This window comes from Sphingomonas desiccabilis (assembly GCF_004135605.1).
Lineage (GTDB): Bacteria > Pseudomonadota > Alphaproteobacteria > Sphingomonadales > Sphingomonadaceae > Sphingomonas > Sphingomonas desiccabilis.
On record NZ_SDPT01000003.1, the window covers coordinates 35,792 to 51,587 of the forward strand.

General features: G+C 69.1%; 12 protein-coding genes, 1 tRNA gene, 2 pseudogenes and 1 riboswitch. Of the genes and pseudogenes, 11 read left to right on the forward strand and 4 right to left on the reverse strand.

Going from position 1 to position 15,796, the window contains the following annotated elements:
- Window positions 1–1,404 precede the first annotated feature (1,404 nt).
- Window positions 1,405–1,481, reverse strand: a tRNA-Arg gene (locus EO081_RS13745).
- Between the two features lie 110 nt (window positions 1,482–1,591).
- Window positions 1,592–1,701, forward strand: a riboswitch (TPP riboswitch).
- A gap of 28 nt (window positions 1,702–1,729) precedes the next feature.
- Between EO081_RS13745 and thiC the strand changes: the two genes are divergently transcribed.
- The 3 genes from thiC (at window position 1,730) to EO081_RS17100 (ending at window position 6,449) form a co-directional block, all read left to right on the forward strand.
- Window positions 1,730–3,595 (forward strand): phosphomethylpyrimidine synthase ThiC, encoded by a 1,866-nt coding sequence (thiC, locus tag EO081_RS13750; RefSeq protein ID WP_129342617.1) that lies wholly within the window; start codon window positions 1,730–1,732, stop codon window positions 3,593–3,595.
- Between the two features lie 308 nt (window positions 3,596–3,903).
- Entirely contained in the window at window positions 3,904–4,683 is a 780-nt protein-coding gene (locus tag EO081_RS13755) for a helix-turn-helix domain-containing protein (protein ID WP_240697690.1), read from the forward strand.
- A gap of 1,103 nt (window positions 4,684–5,786) precedes the next feature.
- Window positions 5,787–6,449 (forward strand): SOS response-associated peptidase family protein, encoded by a 663-nt coding sequence (locus tag EO081_RS17100; protein ID WP_311721259.1) that lies wholly within the window; start codon window positions 5,787–5,789, stop codon window positions 6,447–6,449.
- Between the two features lie 84 nt (window positions 6,450–6,533).
- On the opposite strand, the pseudogene EO081_RS17295 reads toward EO081_RS17100, so the two are convergent.
- Together EO081_RS17295 and EO081_RS17250 are read right to left on the reverse strand one after the other, a co-directional pair.
- Window positions 6,534–6,735 (reverse strand): annotated as a pseudogene (locus tag EO081_RS17295) (Txe/YoeB family addiction module toxin); the annotation flags it as partial.
- Window positions 6,736–6,895: 160 nt separating this feature from the next.
- Window positions 6,896–6,976: pseudogene (locus EO081_RS17250) on the reverse strand (type II toxin-antitoxin system Phd/YefM family antitoxin); the annotation flags it as partial.
- 80 nt (window positions 6,977–7,056) lie between these two features.
- Here EO081_RS17250 and EO081_RS13780 point away from each other — a divergent pair.
- On the forward strand, window positions 7,057–7,902 hold the full coding sequence (locus tag EO081_RS13780; RefSeq protein ID WP_129342624.1) for a hypothetical protein: 846 nt from the start codon (window positions 7,057–7,059) through the stop codon (window positions 7,900–7,902).
- Window positions 7,903–8,072: 170 nt separating this feature from the next.
- Complete coding sequence (locus EO081_RS13785) at window positions 8,073–8,588, forward strand: YciE/YciF ferroxidase family protein (RefSeq protein WP_129342626.1); 516 nt, start codon at window positions 8,073–8,075, stop codon at window positions 8,586–8,588.
- A 49-nt stretch (window positions 8,589–8,637) separates the two neighbouring features.
- Here EO081_RS13785 and EO081_RS13790 read toward each other — a convergent pair whose 3' ends face one another.
- Entirely contained in the window at window positions 8,638–10,104 is a 1,467-nt protein-coding gene (locus EO081_RS13790; protein WP_129342628.1) for a S41 family peptidase, read from the reverse strand.
- Window positions 10,105–10,207: 103 nt separating this feature from the next.
- Between EO081_RS13790 and EO081_RS13795 the strand changes: the two genes are divergently transcribed.
- The 6 genes from EO081_RS13795 (at window position 10,208) to metW (ending at window position 15,762) form a co-directional block, all read left to right on the forward strand.
- A complete protein-coding gene (locus EO081_RS13795) occupies window positions 10,208–11,230 on the forward strand; it encodes an ATP-dependent DNA ligase (RefSeq protein ID WP_129342630.1) in 1,023 nt (340 codons plus the stop codon).
- 187 nt (window positions 11,231–11,417) lie between these two features.
- Window positions 11,418–13,187, forward strand: coding sequence for a DNA helicase RecQ (gene recQ / locus EO081_RS13800; RefSeq protein ID WP_129342631.1), 1,770 nt, complete (start codon window positions 11,418–11,420; stop codon window positions 13,185–13,187).
- A complete protein-coding gene (locus EO081_RS13805) occupies window positions 13,184–13,609 on the forward strand; it encodes a protein tyrosine phosphatase family protein (RefSeq protein WP_129342633.1) in 426 nt (141 codons plus the stop codon). Before recQ ends, EO081_RS13805 begins: the two co-directional genes overlap by 4 nt.
- A 13-nt stretch (window positions 13,610–13,622) precedes the next feature.
- Complete coding sequence (metX, locus tag EO081_RS13810) at window positions 13,623–14,756, forward strand: homoserine O-acetyltransferase MetX (protein ID WP_129342635.1); 1,134 nt, start codon at window positions 13,623–13,625, stop codon at window positions 14,754–14,756.
- On the forward strand, window positions 14,753–15,175 hold the full coding sequence (locus EO081_RS13815; RefSeq protein WP_129342637.1) for a GNAT family N-acetyltransferase: 423 nt from the start codon (window positions 14,753–14,755) through the stop codon (window positions 15,173–15,175). The genes metX and EO081_RS13815 overlap by 4 nt, the downstream gene beginning before the upstream one ends.
- Window positions 15,172–15,762, forward strand: a complete 591-nt coding sequence (metW, locus tag EO081_RS13820; RefSeq protein ID WP_129342639.1) for a methionine biosynthesis protein MetW — start codon at window positions 15,172–15,174, stop codon at window positions 15,760–15,762. Before EO081_RS13815 ends, metW begins: the two co-directional genes overlap by 4 nt.
- Window positions 15,763–15,796 lie beyond the last annotated feature (34 nt).

Consider the following 15,796-nt stretch of genomic DNA (forward strand, 5'->3'; position numbering starts at 1 on the left):
CCCCAATTGTGCTATTTCGAAGGCATAGCTGACCCACGCGCCACCCGCAGGGCAAGTCGCAAGTTGTGAAGAAACGTGGGAAATCCGTAAGCCGGACCGGGACGTCACCGCGATGGCAGCGTCAGACGAAATGCATCAGATGGTAATCGATCGCGGGCAGGGCTGGTACATGCCCGGTCCGCGCAACCCCGGGAGCCCGTTTCGCTATTTACAAGCAACGACGCTCCGCCACCCTGAGGAGTGGCAGATCCTCGGAGCTCGGCGGCCGCGCTCAGAGCCCGAACTGCATCCTGTGGAGAGCGCTTCGCGTTAGACTGACAGCACCAGCCAAGGGCCGTATCGCTTGACGTCCGCGGTCCCAAAGTTGAATCGCGCAGAATGCAGATCGCCTACAGGCGACGATACGGGTTGAGCCGGAGGAAACGGAGAGTCCGCGTCCGCGCGCGCCATCGCGCGGATCGGCACGATCTTGCAGGCTCGCCCGGCGACCAGCGCGCTTACGGAGTCCGCGTGACGCCGGCTGGGTCGATACCGACCGATGAATTCGTCAGATCATCCGAGACACGCCAACCTTGTCCCCGCTTCATGAAGCCGGCTCTTCGCTCCTGATCGACAGGTCGGAATGGCGGGGCAAGCGAATCGAGGTGCTATACGCGCCATTCGAGCATATCGAACCAGGCGCCCGGATCGTCATCGACGGTCTCACCCCGGGCCGACAGCAGGCGGAGCGCGCAATCGCCTCGTTCGCGTCAGCATCGCGTCGCGGCGAAACTTCCTAGCGCGCCAACGCAGAACGAATTTCCTGCTTCCTCGGCGACAAGCCGGCACATCTCGCGTCCGACAAAAACGACGGACACGCGCTGGTGGCAGCACGGGAGCGCCTGCGCAACCAAGTGGCCGCACTCGTATCGCCGGTGAAATCATGCCCGCGAGCGTCCAGTTAACCCAACCCGCGTTAGGCGATCATCCGATCCCAGGTGCACACAGGAGGCATGACGATTGTTCCTCTCAGGAACGTCAGAGCCCGCCTCGGCGGGGCGTATGATGAACTAGGCCGGCGGGCATTCCATCAGGATCGGCGCTGTCCGTTCTCGTTGGCGAGTACGTGATAGCAGAGGTGCTGAGGGTTTGGCTGACCGCCTCGATGCACCGCTGCTGCATGCGTGGGCGCACAATTTCCACACCTACTCTGACAACGTCAGCGTGTTCGTGGAGCGGAGACGGGCAGACGCCATTGTGGACCTTATTAGGGAGGCGTTCGCCGCCTCGCCCGCCAGCCGCTTTTCGCTCAGCCGCGCCAGCAGTCCCCATAAACCAGCCATTTCGCTTCCTGGCCTATTGATTCCGGAAGACGCCGGAGGGTGTCGAAGCGTTCGGGCCGGAGTTCGTAAACCGCAGAAATGCTGGTGCACCCGACTGGATTCGAACCAGTGGCCTCTGCCTTCGGAGGGCAGCGCTCTATCCAGCTGAGCTACGGGTGCCGGCCGGTGGATGCGCCTAGCAAAGCCTTTGGCCCGACGCCAGCCGTTTTCGCGTCGGGGCAGGCTGCCGCCACTATCGCTTGGCGTCCGCCCCGAACGCGCGTACACCATGGCCATCCCCGGGGGACCGCTATGCCGCGGTTGAGAGGTGGGCAGGAGCCCATGACCCGCTGAACCTGATCCGGCTGACACCGGCGTAGGGAGGGAGCGGTCGGCCAACGTCCGTTTCCTCCATGTGGAGTGGAACCATGGCAGACATCCCGGCAAAGACCTCTATCGGCGTGACCACCGGCCCCATTCGGGGCTCGCGTAAGGTGCACGTCCCCGCCCCCGGCAACCCCCAGGTCCGCGTGGCGATGCGCGAGATCGACCTCGACCCGAACTCGGGCGAGCCGCCCTTGCGCGTCTACGACACCTCCGGCCCCTATACCGATCCGGCCGCCGAGATCGACATCTCGGGCGGCCTCCCCCAGCTGCGCCGCGCCTGGATCGAGGCGCGCGGCGATGTCGAGGCCTATGACGCGCGCGAGATCCGGCCCGAGGACAACGGCCAGCTCGGCCCCGATCGCTCGGGCGGCGTGCCGCAGTTCCCGCGCCGCATCCACCGCCCCCTGCGCGCCAAGCCGGGCATGAACGTCAGCCAGATGCACTATGCCCGCCGCGGCATCGTCACGCCCGAGATGGAATATGTCGCCGCCCGCGAGAACCTGGGCCGCACCGCGATGCACGAGGCCGCGACCCGCGACGGCAACAGCTGGGGCGCCGCCATCCCCGACTTCGTGACGCCCGAGTTCGTCCGGGACGAGGTCGCCCGCGGCCGCGCGATCATCCCCAACAACGTCAACCACCCCGAATCCGAGCCGATGGCGATCGGCCGCAACTTCCTGGTCAAGATCAACGCCAACATCGGCAACTCCGCCGTCGCCTCCAACGTCGCGGCCGAAGTCGACAAGCTCGTCTGGTCGATCCGCTGGGGCGCCGACACCGTCATGGACCTGTCGACCGGCCGCAACATCCACGACACGCGCGAGTGGATTCTCCGCAACTCGCCCGTGCCGATCGGCACCGTCCCCATCTACCAGGCGCTCGAAAAGGTCGGCGGCATCGCCGAGGAACTGACCTGGGAGATCTTCCGCGACACGCTGATCGAACAGGCCGAGCAGGGCGTCGACTATTTCACCATCCACGCCGGCGTCCGCCTGCCCTACATCCCGATGACCGCCAAGCGCGTTACCGGCATCGTCAGCCGCGGCGGCTCGATCATGGCGAAATGGTGCCTGGCGCACCACAAGGAAAGCTTCCTCTACGAGCGCTTCGACGAGATCACCGAGATCATGAAGGCGTATGACATCGCCTATTCGCTCGGCGACGGCCTGCGCCCCGGCTCCATCGCCGACGCCAATGACGAGGCCCAGTTCTCCGAGCTCTACACGCTGGGCGAGCTCACCAAGCGCGCCTGGGACCAGGACGTCCAGGTCATGATCGAGGGCCCCGGCCACGTGCCGATGCACAAGATCAAGGAGAACATGGACAAGCAGCTCGAGGCCTGTGGCGAGGCACCCTTCTACACGCTCGGGCCGCTCACCACCGACATCGCGCCGGGCTACGACCACATCACCAGCGGCATCGGCGCCGCGATGATCGGTTGGTACGGCACGGCGATGCTCTGCTACGTGACCCCCAAGGAGCATCTGGGCCTGCCCGATCGCGACGACGTGAAGGTCGGCGTCGTCACCTACAAGCTCGCCGCCCATGCCGCCGATCTCGCCAAGGGGCATCCCGCCGCCAAGCTGCGCGACGACGCGCTCAGCCGCGCCCGCTTCGAGTTCCGCTGGCGCGACCAGTTCAACCTGAGCCTCGATCCCGACACGGCGGAGTCGTACCACGACCAGACGCTGCCGGCCGAAGGCGCCAAGACCGCGCACTTCTGCTCGATGTGCGGGCCCAAGTTCTGCTCGATGAAGATCACGCAGGAAGTGCGCGAGTTCGCCGCCAAGCAGAACGCCCCCGTCGACACGTTCGTCGCCGCCGAGGAGGCCGAGGCCGGCATGGCCGAGATGAGCGAGCGTTTCCGCGAAAAGGGCAGCGAGGTGTATCTGCCCGCCGCGGAGTGATCCGGCCCCGCCGCAGCGAACCGACGTGCTGCGGCGGGCCGATCCCGGCGCCTGCCCACCAACCATCGAAGCGCGCGGCGCCTCCCCGCTTCCGGATCCCCGCGCAGGCGGGGATCCAGGGTCCAGCAGAGCAGCGCCGGTTGACGCACACAAGCCTGGGCTCCCGCCTGCGCGGGAGCACGAGGAGGTAGCGCGCTTCCGCACGGCGCTCCACGCAGCCTCCCGCCCCCCGGTACAAGGATTTCGGGGTGACCCGCACCCCGCCCGCGCCCTAGCATCCGCCCTCGAAAGGACAGGGAATGGCGGTCATGGCCGATGGGCTCCAGGCACTCACGGAGAAGGAGAAGCAGACGCTTCGCCTGCTGCTGGAGGGGCATGACGCCAAGTCGATGGCGCGCCACCTGGACCTGTCGGTGCACACGATCAACGAGCGCCTGCGCGACGCCCGCCGCAAGCTCTCCGTCTCCACCAGCAAGGAGGCCGCGCGCCTGCTCCGCCAGCGCGAGGCCGCCCCCCAAAGCCTTGGGGACAGGCCGTTCGGGGATGCCCCGCCCCCGCCGATCGCGCAGCACGGCCCCCGGCCCGCTCCCGAACCGCCTTCACCCCCGAACGCGGCCTGGGCCCTCGGAGGTTTTGCCATGTTCCTGATCCTGGTCACCGCACTCGCCCTGTCCGGCCCCACCCAGCCGCCGCCGGCCGTCCCCCAGACCGCCAGCACCCAGCCCGCCAGCACCCCGGCCGTCGCCGCCGCGCCCGCGAGCGAGAGCGCCATTACCCGAGCCGCGGCCGACTGGCTCGCGCTGGTGGACGCGGGCAAGTGGCAGGAAAGCTGGGCCGAGACCGGCCAGTCCTTCCGGTCGCTCAACACCGTCGCCGCCTGGCAAGCCGCCTCCGAACAGGCGCGCGTGCCGCTCGGCCGCATGCTGTCGCGCCAGCTGCTCAGCGAACAGGACGTGCCCGCCCCGCCCAAGGGCTACCGCATGGTCCGCTTCCGCACCGATTTCGAGAACCGGCGCGGCGCGACCGAAACCGTGTCCCTCGACCGCGAAGGTGACAGCTGGAAGGTGGTGGGGGTGTATATCGAGTGAGGGTTGGGGAGCGCGCCTGTGTCACGAACGAAGCGAGGAGCGCTTACGCCAACCTCATGGCTACAACGCCCCTCTAGTGGAGCAGGCCCAACGGAACGCCGTTGGGCCTGCGAAGATCAAGCGTGTCGAATGAGCTTCCAGGTAACCGCCACGCCATTGTACGGCGGCATGCGATTTCCCTTTGCGATTGGCGCGGTGGTCGACGGAGTCGAGATCGCCTGCCAAACTCCAGATTCCGGACAGGTTTCACCGGTCCGTGCGGTTGTGCCAATCGGCTTCTTGGTCTGCATATAGTGCATTTTCACATCCTTCGGGCGCGCAATGCGCCATCTCGTCGCCAACATCCGACGACCAGGTGTTGATTTCAGCGGAAGGAAATGCGATTCTTCGTGTGCAAAGAGAAGGCTCGCGATTTCCAGTCGCTGGCTTACGGAAGGGTCGACCGAAAGGTCGGCCCTTTTGCGTTGCGCCTACAGCGCTCACTTCAATTTATAGCCCTTCCTCCTCGGCATGCCGCCTATCTAGTATCCCTACCCTGATCTTTACCACCATTCGTGGTTTTGCGGAAGTACCGAGTGCGAAAGGCACTCTAAGCATCTTTCTGAGTGTAGATTCAGGATTGAGAGTGGACTATATAGAGCGTATGCCAAGCTCCTCGGAACGGGACATACTTCATAAGCTATTGGAAAGGCGCGCAGATCTCATGAAGGAAGCTGCGGCGCTCGACGCACTCATCAGTCATTACCAGAGACTCGCTTCTCGCATGACTTCAGAATCAAGCGAGGTTGAAGGCCAACTGAGTCTCTATGGCGCACCCTCATCGAGGGCTGTTAAAGCTGCGGAGATTGCCCGAGTCGTCGATGCTGCACGCCGCGCGATCTTAGCCGCGAATCGTCCGATGAAGAGAAGCGAGCTAGCTGAGGCTCTTTCTGATCAGGGATTCCATCTCCCTGGCAGAGACAAGAGCAAGGTTCTTGGAACGAATATATGGCGCTCAGGCAAATTCCGCAGCGTCGAGAATCAGGGCTACTGGCCTAAGGATACCCCCCTTCCTCGATAAAGAAGACACAGTAGGTTATCAAAGAGCATTGTTGGGGGTCTGCGTGACTTCGCTTCTCCCCAACCGCACCCAACCGCGCTACCCCACCTCCATGTGCAACGAAGCCTATCGCCGCACCCAGATCGGCCAGCTCCGCGACGACTGGCACGAGCTGCGCATCCCGCTGCGCTTTCCGGAGGGTATTCCCAACTTCGCGCCCCTCGAAGGCTTCAAGATCACCGATCGCGTCGAAATCATCCGCCCCGCCGCCGACACCGTGGGAGAGGCGGAGATGGTCACCCGACGCTGGAGCTGGCCCGGCCCGGGCGGCAAGCCGGTCTACAACTTCCGCTCGGACGGGCGGCAGATCGCGCATGCCAGCCGTTGCCTGATCCCGGTCGACGGCTTCTTCGAATTCACCGATCCCCCAGCGCCCCCGCCCGGCGAGAAGAAGCCCAAGCGCGCCCCCAAGTCGAAATGGGCCTTTTCCCTGCGCGACCAGCCCTGGTTCTGCATCGCCGGCATCTGGCGCAGCGACCCGCAGGTGGGGGAGGCATGGTCGATGCTCACCTGCCCGCCCGGCCCGGACGTCGCGCCCTATCACCACCGCCAGGTCGTGGTGCTCCCGCTCGATCGCTGCGCCCGCTGGCTCGACCCCGCCTTCCCCGCCGCCGAACTCTGCCAGCCGCTCCCGGCCGGAAGCCTGGAGGTCCGCCAGGTTCGCTAGCGCGTCAGCGCCAACGCAAACTCGATAGTGGTAGCGGCACTGCGCCACCTGCAGCATCTGCTCCGCGCCGGACCCCGCGATCCGATACACCAGCCGATGCTCGTGGCTGATCCGACGCGACCACGCCGGAGAGCTTGCCGCCCAGCGGCTCGGGCTTTCCCGTGCCCTTGAACGGGTGGCGCCGGCATTCCTCGATCAGCGGGTTGATCTTGTCCGTCAGCTTCGCGTCATGCTCCTGCCGATGGCGATCGTCGTCCCACGCCGTCGGCCAGAACGACACTCTCACGGGAGCGGCACGCCTTCCTCACCCGCCTCGAATCCGCGCACTGCCTCCAGCAGCCGCTTGGCATTGGCTGGGGAGCGCAGCAGGTAGAGCGTCTCCTCGATCGACGCCATTCGCTCGCCGCAATCAGCACCGCCCCCTCACCGCGCTGGCGGGTGATGGCCAAGGGCGCGCGGTCGGCGACGACCTTGTCGATCATCGCCTTCGAATTCTCGCGTGCTTCGGAATAGCGGACTGCCTGCATGCGCCGAAGTTCGGCAACGTCCTGTCCAATGTGAACGCAGGCCCTGTCCTACAGGCCGGGTTTCTGGTGTATCCTCCCGGATGCGCGACCCTGCCACCCCGCCCGCCGCATCCGCCGGCCCCCCGGCCCGCGATGCCCTCGCCACCCGGCCCGCAGCCCAGCCGCCCGGCTCATCGCGCGACGCGCACGGCTTCGATCCCGACGACTATGAATGGCGCCCGGTCGCGCGGCGCCCGCGCGCGGACGGCTGGTCGCCGGACGTGCAGCGCCGCTTCGTGGAGGCGCTGGCCGACACCGGCCTCGTCACCGCCGCGTGCGAGGCGGTCGATATGTCGGTGCAGAGCGCCTATCGCCTGCGCCGCGCACCCGGCGCGGAGAGCTTCGCGCGCGCCTGGGACGCCGCGCTCGACGCCGCCGCCGACCATCTCGCCGCCGTCGCCTTCTCTCGCGCGCTGGAAGGCGTGGAGGTGCCGGTGTTCGACCGCGACGGCTGCCGCATCGGCGCGCGCCGCCAGGTCAACGATCGCCTGCTGATGTTCCTGTTGCGCGCCTATCGGCCGGAGCGGTTCGGCGGGGTTGAGCGGCCGCAGCGCACCCCGCCCGCGCGCCCTGCCGCCCCTGCCGCTCCTGCCGCCCCTGCCGCGGCGCCCCACCGCCCGTCGCCCGCGCTTGCCCAGGCGGTGGCCGCGCTCGGCCCGGTGCCGCCGGCCGATCCGCACCTGCGCCTGCCGCCCGATCGGCTTGCGCAGGCGCTGGAAAGCGCGGGCGCGATGGCGGACCTCTATCGCGCCTATCCCGATCTCGATCGCGAGCGCTATGTGCCGCCTGCGCGCGAGTCCGCGATTCCGGCCGCGCTCGCCCGCCCCGCGCCGCCCGGCGGCGGGCGGCGGGATCGCACCGGCCGCCGCCGCGATCCCGCACCGTAAGCGGCGCCCGTTCTTGGCCTAACCTTTGCCTAACCTTCCGCGCCGCAGCATCGTCCAGCCGTGCCGAAAACCGCATGATTTCAACGGCACCGCCGGCACGCCCGTGCGTTTCCCCGGCACGCCCCTCGCCCGATGCGCAGGAGCGGCCCTCGAAACCAGGAGCTTTCGCCATGAGCCTCTTCGGAGCCGATACCCACACGCTCGACGACCTGTTCGTGCACGGCCTCAAGACCATCTACTACGCCGAACGCCAGATCCTGGAGACGCTGCCCCAGATGATCGAGATGGCGACCGACCCCACGCTCAAGGCCGGTTTCCAGCAGCATCTGCGCGAGACCGAGGGCCAGCGCACCCGGCTGGAGCAGGTGTTCCAGATGCACGGCGTCGAGGCGGACGAGACCACCTGCCCCGCGATCGACGGCATCATCAAGGCGGCGAACGCGACCGCGGCCGACATCGACGACAAGCAGGTGCTCGACGCCGCGCTCGCCTTCGGCGCGCAGATGGTCGAGCATTACGAGATCGCGCAATATGGCACGCTGATCGCCTGGGCGCGCGAGCTCGGCCGCCCCGACTGCGCCGCCGTCCTCGACGAGAACCTCGCCGAGGAAAAGGCGACCGACGCCAAGCTCACCGACCTGGCCGAAGCCCGCATCAATCGCGCCGCGGAGATGCAGGCCTCGTAACCAGCGGCGCGGGGTCCCGGCTCGGACGAGGCTCCTCGGAAGGGGGTCCTCAGAAGAGTCCGGGCACCTCGCGCTGCGCCGGCGTCGGCCGGCTGGGCCTCAGCAGCTGCCGCTCGGGCGCCCGGCCCAGCCCGGCGGTGCGCTGGCGGCTCGCGGTCGCGGCCATGCCCAGGATCGGGCTGCAGCTGCGCCCGGCCAGGAAGTCGAGCGCCTGGCGCAGCGACGCCTCGCGCGGGTCGCCCAGCGGATAGCCGATGTCGTCCGGCGCCTCGCAGGTGGCGGGCACGGTGTTGGCGAGGCCGTTGTAGTAGTTGGCGTTGCCGTCGGCGTTCTGCACCGCCAGCGCGACCACCCGCAGCCGGTCGTCGCAGGCGCTTCGGTCGAGCGCGACCTGGCCGACCGGCTTGCCATAGGTGTTGGTGCCCACCAGCGCCATGCCGGTGCCCAGATAGGGCACGAAGCCGTTGATCACCATCTCGCTGGCGGAGGCCGTGCCGCCGGTGCCGATAAAGGCGACGCGGGTCGGGGCGATCGACTGGGGCTGCGGCGCGAAGGTGCGGCTCTCGTCGTTCGCGGACTTGGACGGGCGGAAGCTCACCTTGGTGAACACCTCATTCGTCCGGCGGTTGGCGCCCATCAGGTCGCCCATCAGCTCGGCGATGCTGATCAGCCCGCCGCCGTTGTAGCGCAGGTCCACCACCAGCTCGGTGACGCCCTGGGCACGGAAGCTGGCAAAGGCCTGGCGCAGCTGTGGGTCGGCGGTGTTGATGAAGGTGCGCAGGTTCAGATAGCCGACCCGCCGCCCGCCGTCGTTCAGCACCTTGGCGCCATAGCGGTTCGACACCGGCTGCAGCTCGAAGTCGGCCATGGCCACCGTCACGTTGCGGGTGCCCGATGCGTCGCGGACCTGCATCACCCGCCGGGTGCCCGCCGCGGTCGCCCCCAGCGCTTCGTCGAGCGCGTCGGTCCCGCCCGCGCTCATCAGGCTGGCGACCGTCCGGAGCGTGCCCGTGCTCGTCCCGATCGCGACGATCTCGGTCCCGCGGTCGAGGCCGGCGGCCAGCGCCGGCGCTCCCTCGAACGCCTCGATCACGAACAGCCGGCCGTCGCCGGTCAGCCCCAGGCGGAAGCCGTAGCCGGCGCTGGAGCCTGCGTCATAATAGGCATCCTCCTCCGCGATGGAGGTGCGATAGGTGAAGAAGCGATCCCGCCCCTGCGCCCGTGCCGTGGCGGTCAGCGCATCGACATAGGCATCGACGCTCGCATAGGGCGTCGGGTCCAGCCGTGCCGGCAGCGTCTCGGGGAACAGATACCATTCGTCGAGCTGGGCCGCCGCCCAGTCCTGCCGCTCCCGCAGCGAGCATCCCGCGGTCTCGGTGGGCGTGGGCGTGGGGGTCGGCGTGGGGCTCGGCGCCGGTGTCGTCACCGATCCGCCGAAGACGCTGCCGTCGCCCCCGCCACAAGCCGACAGCAACGCCAGCACGCTCAACGCCACACCACACCGCGAATGCTTCATGATTCCCCCCGTTTCCCAACAGATTAGCGGGAGAATGGCGGGACGCCAGTCGAAACGGCGCGGGGACTTGGACGATTTCTCGCCTTGCTGCGTTTTCTTCTTCATGGCCGATCCCGCCCCGCTCGAACCGATGGAAGCCAAGCTCGCCGCCGAACTGCCGGAGGGCCCCGGCTGGCAGTTCGAGCCCAAGTGGGACGGCTTCCGCTGCCTCGCCGTCAAGCAGGGCGACGCCGTCCTCCTCTGGTCCAAGTCGGGAAAGCCGCTCGCCCGCTATTTCCCGGAGGTCGCCGCCGCCCTCGCCGGGCTTCCCGGCGACTTCGTCCTCGACGGCGAGCTGCTGATCCCCGTCGGCCCCACCCTCTCCTTCGGCGCGCTCCAGCTGCGGCTCCACCCCGCCGAAAGCCGCATCCGCCGCCTCTCGGCCGAAACACCCGCCCGCCTGATGCTGTTCGACTGCCTCGCCGCCGAGGGCGAGACCTTGGCCGACCGCCCCCTCTCCGGACGCCGCGCCGCGCTGGAGCGCTTCCACGCCCGCCATCGCTCGCCGACGCTTCGCCTCTCGCCCGTCACCGACGATCCCGCCGTCGCCCGCCGCTGGCTCGGCGGCACCGGCAGCGCGCTGGACGGCGTCGTCGCCAAGCCGCTCGCCGAACCCTACCGCCCCGGCGAGCGCGCGATGGTGAAGGTGAAGCGCCTGCGCACCGCCGACTGCGTGGTCGGCGGCTTCCGCTACGCCAGCGCCGCGCAGGAGGTCGGCTCGCTGCTGCTCGGCCTTTACGACGATGCAGGCCTGCTCCACCACGTCGGCTTCACCAGCGGCATCCCGGCGGCCGAGCGTCCCGAGCTCACCGCACGGTTGGAGGCGCTGGTCGAGGCGCCCGGCTTCACCGGCGACGCGCCCGGCGGCCCCAGCCGCTGGTCGACCGAGCGCTCCGCCCAATGGCAGCCGCTCCGCCCGCAGCTGGTGGTGGAGGTCCGCTACGACCAGATCACCGACCGCCGCTTCCGCCACGGCACCGCCCTGCTGCGCTGGCGCCCCGACAAGGCGCCCCGCCAGTGCGGCTTCGACCAGCTGGAGGAAGAGGCGCGCCCGGCGGTGGTGGAGGCCGCGATCGGCGGCGCCTGAGCGGTACGCCTGCCCTTCTTTCGTCCCGGGCGGAGGCCGGGGCCCAGTGGGGAGACGTTCCAGCTCCATCGCTGCCGTTCCCCACCTGGACCCCGGCCTCCGCCGGGGTACGAAGCAGAAGGGAACGGGAGCAGGAAACCATCCCGCAACCTCGACACGCCCCGACCCCGCCCGCTACAGCACCGCGATGCCCGCCGATCCCGTGTCCGTTCTCCAGTCGACCTTCGGCTTTCCCGGTTTCCGCGGCGTCCAAGGGCAGGTGGTGGAGCGGGTGCTGGCCGGCCAGCGTACCCTCGCGGTGATGCCCACCGGCGCCGGCAAGTCGCTCACCTATCAGCTGCCTTCGGTGGTGCTCGACGGCACATGCATCGTGATTTCGCCGCTGATCGCGCTGATGCACGACCAGCTGCGCGCGGCGACCGCCGTCGGCATCCGCGCCGGCACCCTCACCTCGGTCGACGAAAACCGGCAGGAGACCATCGCCCGCTTCCGCGCCGGCGAGCTCGACCTGCTCTACGTCGCTCCCGAGCGCGCCTCCAGCGGCCACTTCCGCGACCTGCTCGCCCAGGCGCCCTTGAGCCTGTTCGCGATCGACGAGGCGCACTGCGTCAGCGAATGGGGCCATGACTTCCGCCCCGACTATCGCCTGCTGCGCCCGCTGTTCGACCAGTTCCCCGACGTGCCCCGGCTGGCGCTCACCGCCACCGCGGACGCCCACACCCGCGCCGACATCCTCGAGCAGCTCGGCATTCCCGAAGAGGGGATGATCGTCGCCGGCTTCGACCGGCCCAACATCCGCTATGCGATCACGCCGCGCGACAACACGACGCGCCAGATCGCCGACATCCTCGCCGAACATCCCGGCCCCGGCATCGTCTACGCCCCCACCCGCGCCGCGACCGAGCGACTGGCCGCCGCACTCTCCACCCCGAAGCGCGAAGTGCGCGCCTATCACGCCGGGCTCGATCCGGCCGTCCGCCAGCGTAACCAGGCCGATTTCGTCGCGAGCGAGGACATGGTGATGGTCGCCACCGTCGCCTTCGGCATGGGCATCGACAAGCCCGACGTCCGCTTCGTCGCCCACGCAGGTCTCCCCAAGTCGATCGAGGGCTATTACCAGGAGACCGGCCGCGCCGGCCGCGACGGCGACCCGGCGGTCGCGCACCTGTTCTGGGGCGCCGACGACTTCGCCCGCGCCCGCCAGCGCATCGGCGAGGTCGAGCCAGAGCGCCAGCCGGGCGAACGCGCGCGCCTCAATGCATTGGGTGCGCTGGTCGAGACCGCCGGCTGCCGCCGCGCGATCCTGCTCGCCCATTTCGGTGAGACGCCGCCCGACTCCTGCGGCAACTGCGACAATTGCCTCAACCCGCCCGCCGCAGTCGACGCGACCGAAACGGCGCGCAAGTTCCTCTCCGCCGTGTTCCGCACCGGCCAGATGTTCGGCGTCGGCTATATCGAGCAGGTGCTGCAGGGCCAGTCGACCGAACGCAGCCTGACCAACGGCCATGAGGCGCTATCGGTGTGGGGCATCGTCGGCGCGGAGGAAGCGCACCTCCTCAAACCCGTGGCCCGCGCGCTGCTGCTGCGCGACGCCATCCGCGCCAATCCGCATGGCGGGCTGGAGTTCGGCCCGGCCGCGCGCGGCCTGCTCAAAGGCGAGGCGACCCTCAAGCTCGTCCTGCCGCCCAAGCGCGAGCGCCGCCGCCGTGGGGCGGCCGGCGCTACCCCCAATCCGATCGGCAACCCGCTGTTCGAGGCGCTGCGCCGCCGCCGCCGCGAGCTTGCCGAGGAGGCGTCGGTGCCGCCCTACGTCATCTTCCACGACTCCGTCCTGCGCGACATGGCGACGATGCGCCCGTCGAGCCTTCAGGCGCTCGGCCGCATCACCGGCGTTGGCGCGCGCAAGCTGGAGGCGTATGGCGACGCCTTTCTCCAGGTCATCCGCGAGGCAGCATGATCCGCACCATCGACAGCAAGGTCTCCGTCGCCCCCCAGATTCTCCCTGAGCAGATGCCGGACATCGCCGCCGCCGGCTTTGTCGCGATCGTCAACAACCGTCCCGACGACGAGGAGCCGGGCCAGCCCTCCGGAGCCGAGATCCAGGCAGCGGCCGAAGCCGCCGGCCTCGCCTATACCGCCATTCCCGTGACCCACGCCGGCTTCGGCCACGGCCAGCTCGACGCGATGCGCGCGGCTCTGGACGCTGCCGATGGTCCGGTGCTCGCCTATTGCCGCTCGGGCACCCGCTCCTGCAACCTGTGGGCGCTGGCGGAGGCCAAGGCCGGCGGCGACTCCGCCGAGCTGGTCGAAAAGGCGGCAGGTGCCGGCTACGACCTCTCGGGCATCCGCCCGACGCTGGACGCGCTGAGCGGCCGGTGAGCCGGTACTGAGCATGTCGGACGAACGCTTCGGTCTGCGCCGCCGTGCGCTGCTTGCCGGGCCCCTGGCGCTCGACGGCGGCGCGTCGCTGCCCGCGGTCGAGATCGGCTACGAGACCTATGGCACGCTGTCCCCGAGCGCCGACAATGCGGTGCTGGTCTGCCACGCGCTGACCGGCGACCAGTATCTCGCCTCCGACCATCCCGTCACCGGCAAGCCCGGCTGGTGGACGCGGATGGTGGGGCCGGGCAAGCCGATCGACACCGATCGCTGGTTCGTGATCTGCTCCAACGTGCTCGGCAGCTGCATGGGCTCCTCGGGCCCGGCGTCGATCGACCCGGCCACCGGCCAGCAATGGGGCATGGCCTTTCCGGTCATCACCATCCGCGACATGGTGCGCGCGCAGGCGCTGCTGCTCGACCATCTCGGCATCGGACGCCTTGCGGCCGTCGTCGGCGGGTCGATGGGCGGCATGCAGGCGCTGTCCTGGGCCGCAACCTTCCCGGAGCGGGTCGAGGCGGCGGTGGTGATCGCCGCCACCGCGCGCCATTCCGCGCAGAACATCGCCTTCCACGAGGTCGGCCGCCAGGCGATCATGGCCGACCCGAAATGGCGCAACGGCGCCTATTACGAGAGCGGCGACCCGCCCGCCGCCGGCCTCGCGGTCGCGCGCATGGCCGCGCACATCACCTATCTGTCGGAGGCCGGGCTCACCGCCAAGTTCGGCCGCCGCCTCCAGGCGCGCCCGGACGGACAGGCCGGCGCCAAGACCTTCGGCTTCGACGCCGACTTCCAGGTCGAAAGCTATCTGCGCCACCAGGGCCTCGCCTTCACCGACCGGTTCGACGCCAACTCCTACCTCTACATCACCCGCGCGCTCGACTATTTCGACCTGGCCGAGGAGCATGGCGGGATGCTCGCCAACGCGTTTCGCGACACCGCGACGCGCTTCTGCATCGTCAGCTTCGACACCGACTGGCTCTACCCCACCGCAGAGTCGCGCGTGATGGTGCAGGCCTTGAACGCCGCCGGCGCGCGCGCGAGCTTCGTCGAGCTCTCCAGCCCCTTCGGCCACGACGCCTTCCTGCTCGAATCGCCCGAGCTCGACCGGGTGGTGCGCGGCTTCCTGACCTGGGGGCGGGCATGATCGACATTTCCACCGACAAGAGCCGCCTCCAGCGCGACCGCATCCATGGCTGGCTCGCCTCTACCTACTGGTCGCCGGGGATCTCCCGCGACCTGGTCGAGCGCGCGATCGCCGGCTCGACCTGCGTGGGCGCGTATCGCGACGGCGTGCAGATCGGCTTTGCCCGCGCAATCACCGACGGCGCGACCTTTGCCTGGCTCGCCGACGTGTTCGTGGATGAGGCGGCTCGCGGCCAGGGCATCGGCCGCGCAATGGTGTCGCATCTGACCGACCTTCCCGAGCTCGCCGGCCTGCGCCGCTGGATGCTGGCCACCCGCGACGCCCACTCGGTCTACGCGCCGCTCGGCTTCGCGCCGATCGACCAGATCGCGGACTATATGATCCGGCGCCCCGCCGCAGCGCCGGAGCCCACGGCATGACCGCGCTGCGCCCCGATCTGGCGGTGATCGCCGCGAACGTGGCGGAAGGCGCGCGCGTGCTCGACGTCGGCTGCGGTGACGGGGCGCTGATGGCGGCGCTGCGCGACAGCCGCCACGTCGATGCGCGCGGGCTGGAGATCGATCCGGGCAACGTCGCCGCCGCGGTCGCGCGCGGGCTGTCGGTGGTGCAGGGCGACGCCGACACCGACCTTGCGGGCTATCCGGACGCCAGCTTCGACTATGCGATCCTCAGCCAGACGCTCCAGACCACGATGCGCCCGCATGTCGTGCTCGACCATCTGCTGCGCATCGGTCGGCGGGCGTTCGTGTCCTTCCCGAACTTCGCCCATTGGCGGGTGCGCGCGTCCCTTCTGTGGGGCGGGCGGATGCCGGTCACGCGGCTGCTGCCGGTGCCCTGGTACGACACCCCCAACATCCACCATGTCACCATCGACGATTTCCGGGCGTTTGTGCGCGAACGCGGCATCACCGTGGAACAGGCCTGGTTCCTGAAGGGCGACCGCCGCACCAGCGCCGCCGCCGCCAACTTCCGCGCCGAGCACGCGGTGTTCCTGCTGCGGCGATAGGGCGCTCTAAACGTCTCTCCCGTGCTCCTGCGAA

Coding starts and splice junctions, on each gene's coding strand:
- thiC (WP_129342617.1), top strand. CDS start 1,730: ATGGCAGACATCCCGGCAAAGACCTCTATCGGCGTGACCACCGGCCCC.
- EO081_RS13755 (WP_240697690.1), top strand. CDS start 3,904: ATGGCCGATGGGCTCCAGGCACTCACGGAGAAGGAGAAGCAGACGCTT.
- EO081_RS13780 (WP_129342624.1), top strand. CDS start 7,057: ATGCGCGACCCTGCCACCCCGCCCGCCGCATCCGCCGGCCCCCCGGCC.
- EO081_RS13785 (WP_129342626.1), top strand. CDS start 8,073: ATGAGCCTCTTCGGAGCCGATACCCACACGCTCGACGACCTGTTCGTG.
- EO081_RS13790 (WP_129342628.1), bottom strand. CDS start 10,104: ATGAAGCATTCGCGGTGTGGTGTGGCGTTGAGCGTGCTGGCGTTGCTG.
- EO081_RS13795 (WP_129342630.1), top strand. CDS start 10,208: ATGGCCGATCCCGCCCCGCTCGAACCGATGGAAGCCAAGCTCGCCGCC.
- recQ (WP_129342631.1), top strand. CDS start 11,418: ATGCCCGCCGATCCCGTGTCCGTTCTCCAGTCGACCTTCGGCTTTCCC.
- EO081_RS13805 (WP_129342633.1), top strand. CDS start 13,184: ATGATCCGCACCATCGACAGCAAGGTCTCCGTCGCCCCCCAGATTCTC.
- metX (WP_129342635.1), top strand. CDS start 13,623: ATGTCGGACGAACGCTTCGGTCTGCGCCGCCGTGCGCTGCTTGCCGGG.
- EO081_RS13815 (WP_129342637.1), top strand. CDS start 14,753: ATGATCGACATTTCCACCGACAAGAGCCGCCTCCAGCGCGACCGCATC.
- metW (WP_129342639.1), top strand. CDS start 15,172: ATGACCGCGCTGCGCCCCGATCTGGCGGTGATCGCCGCGAACGTGGCG.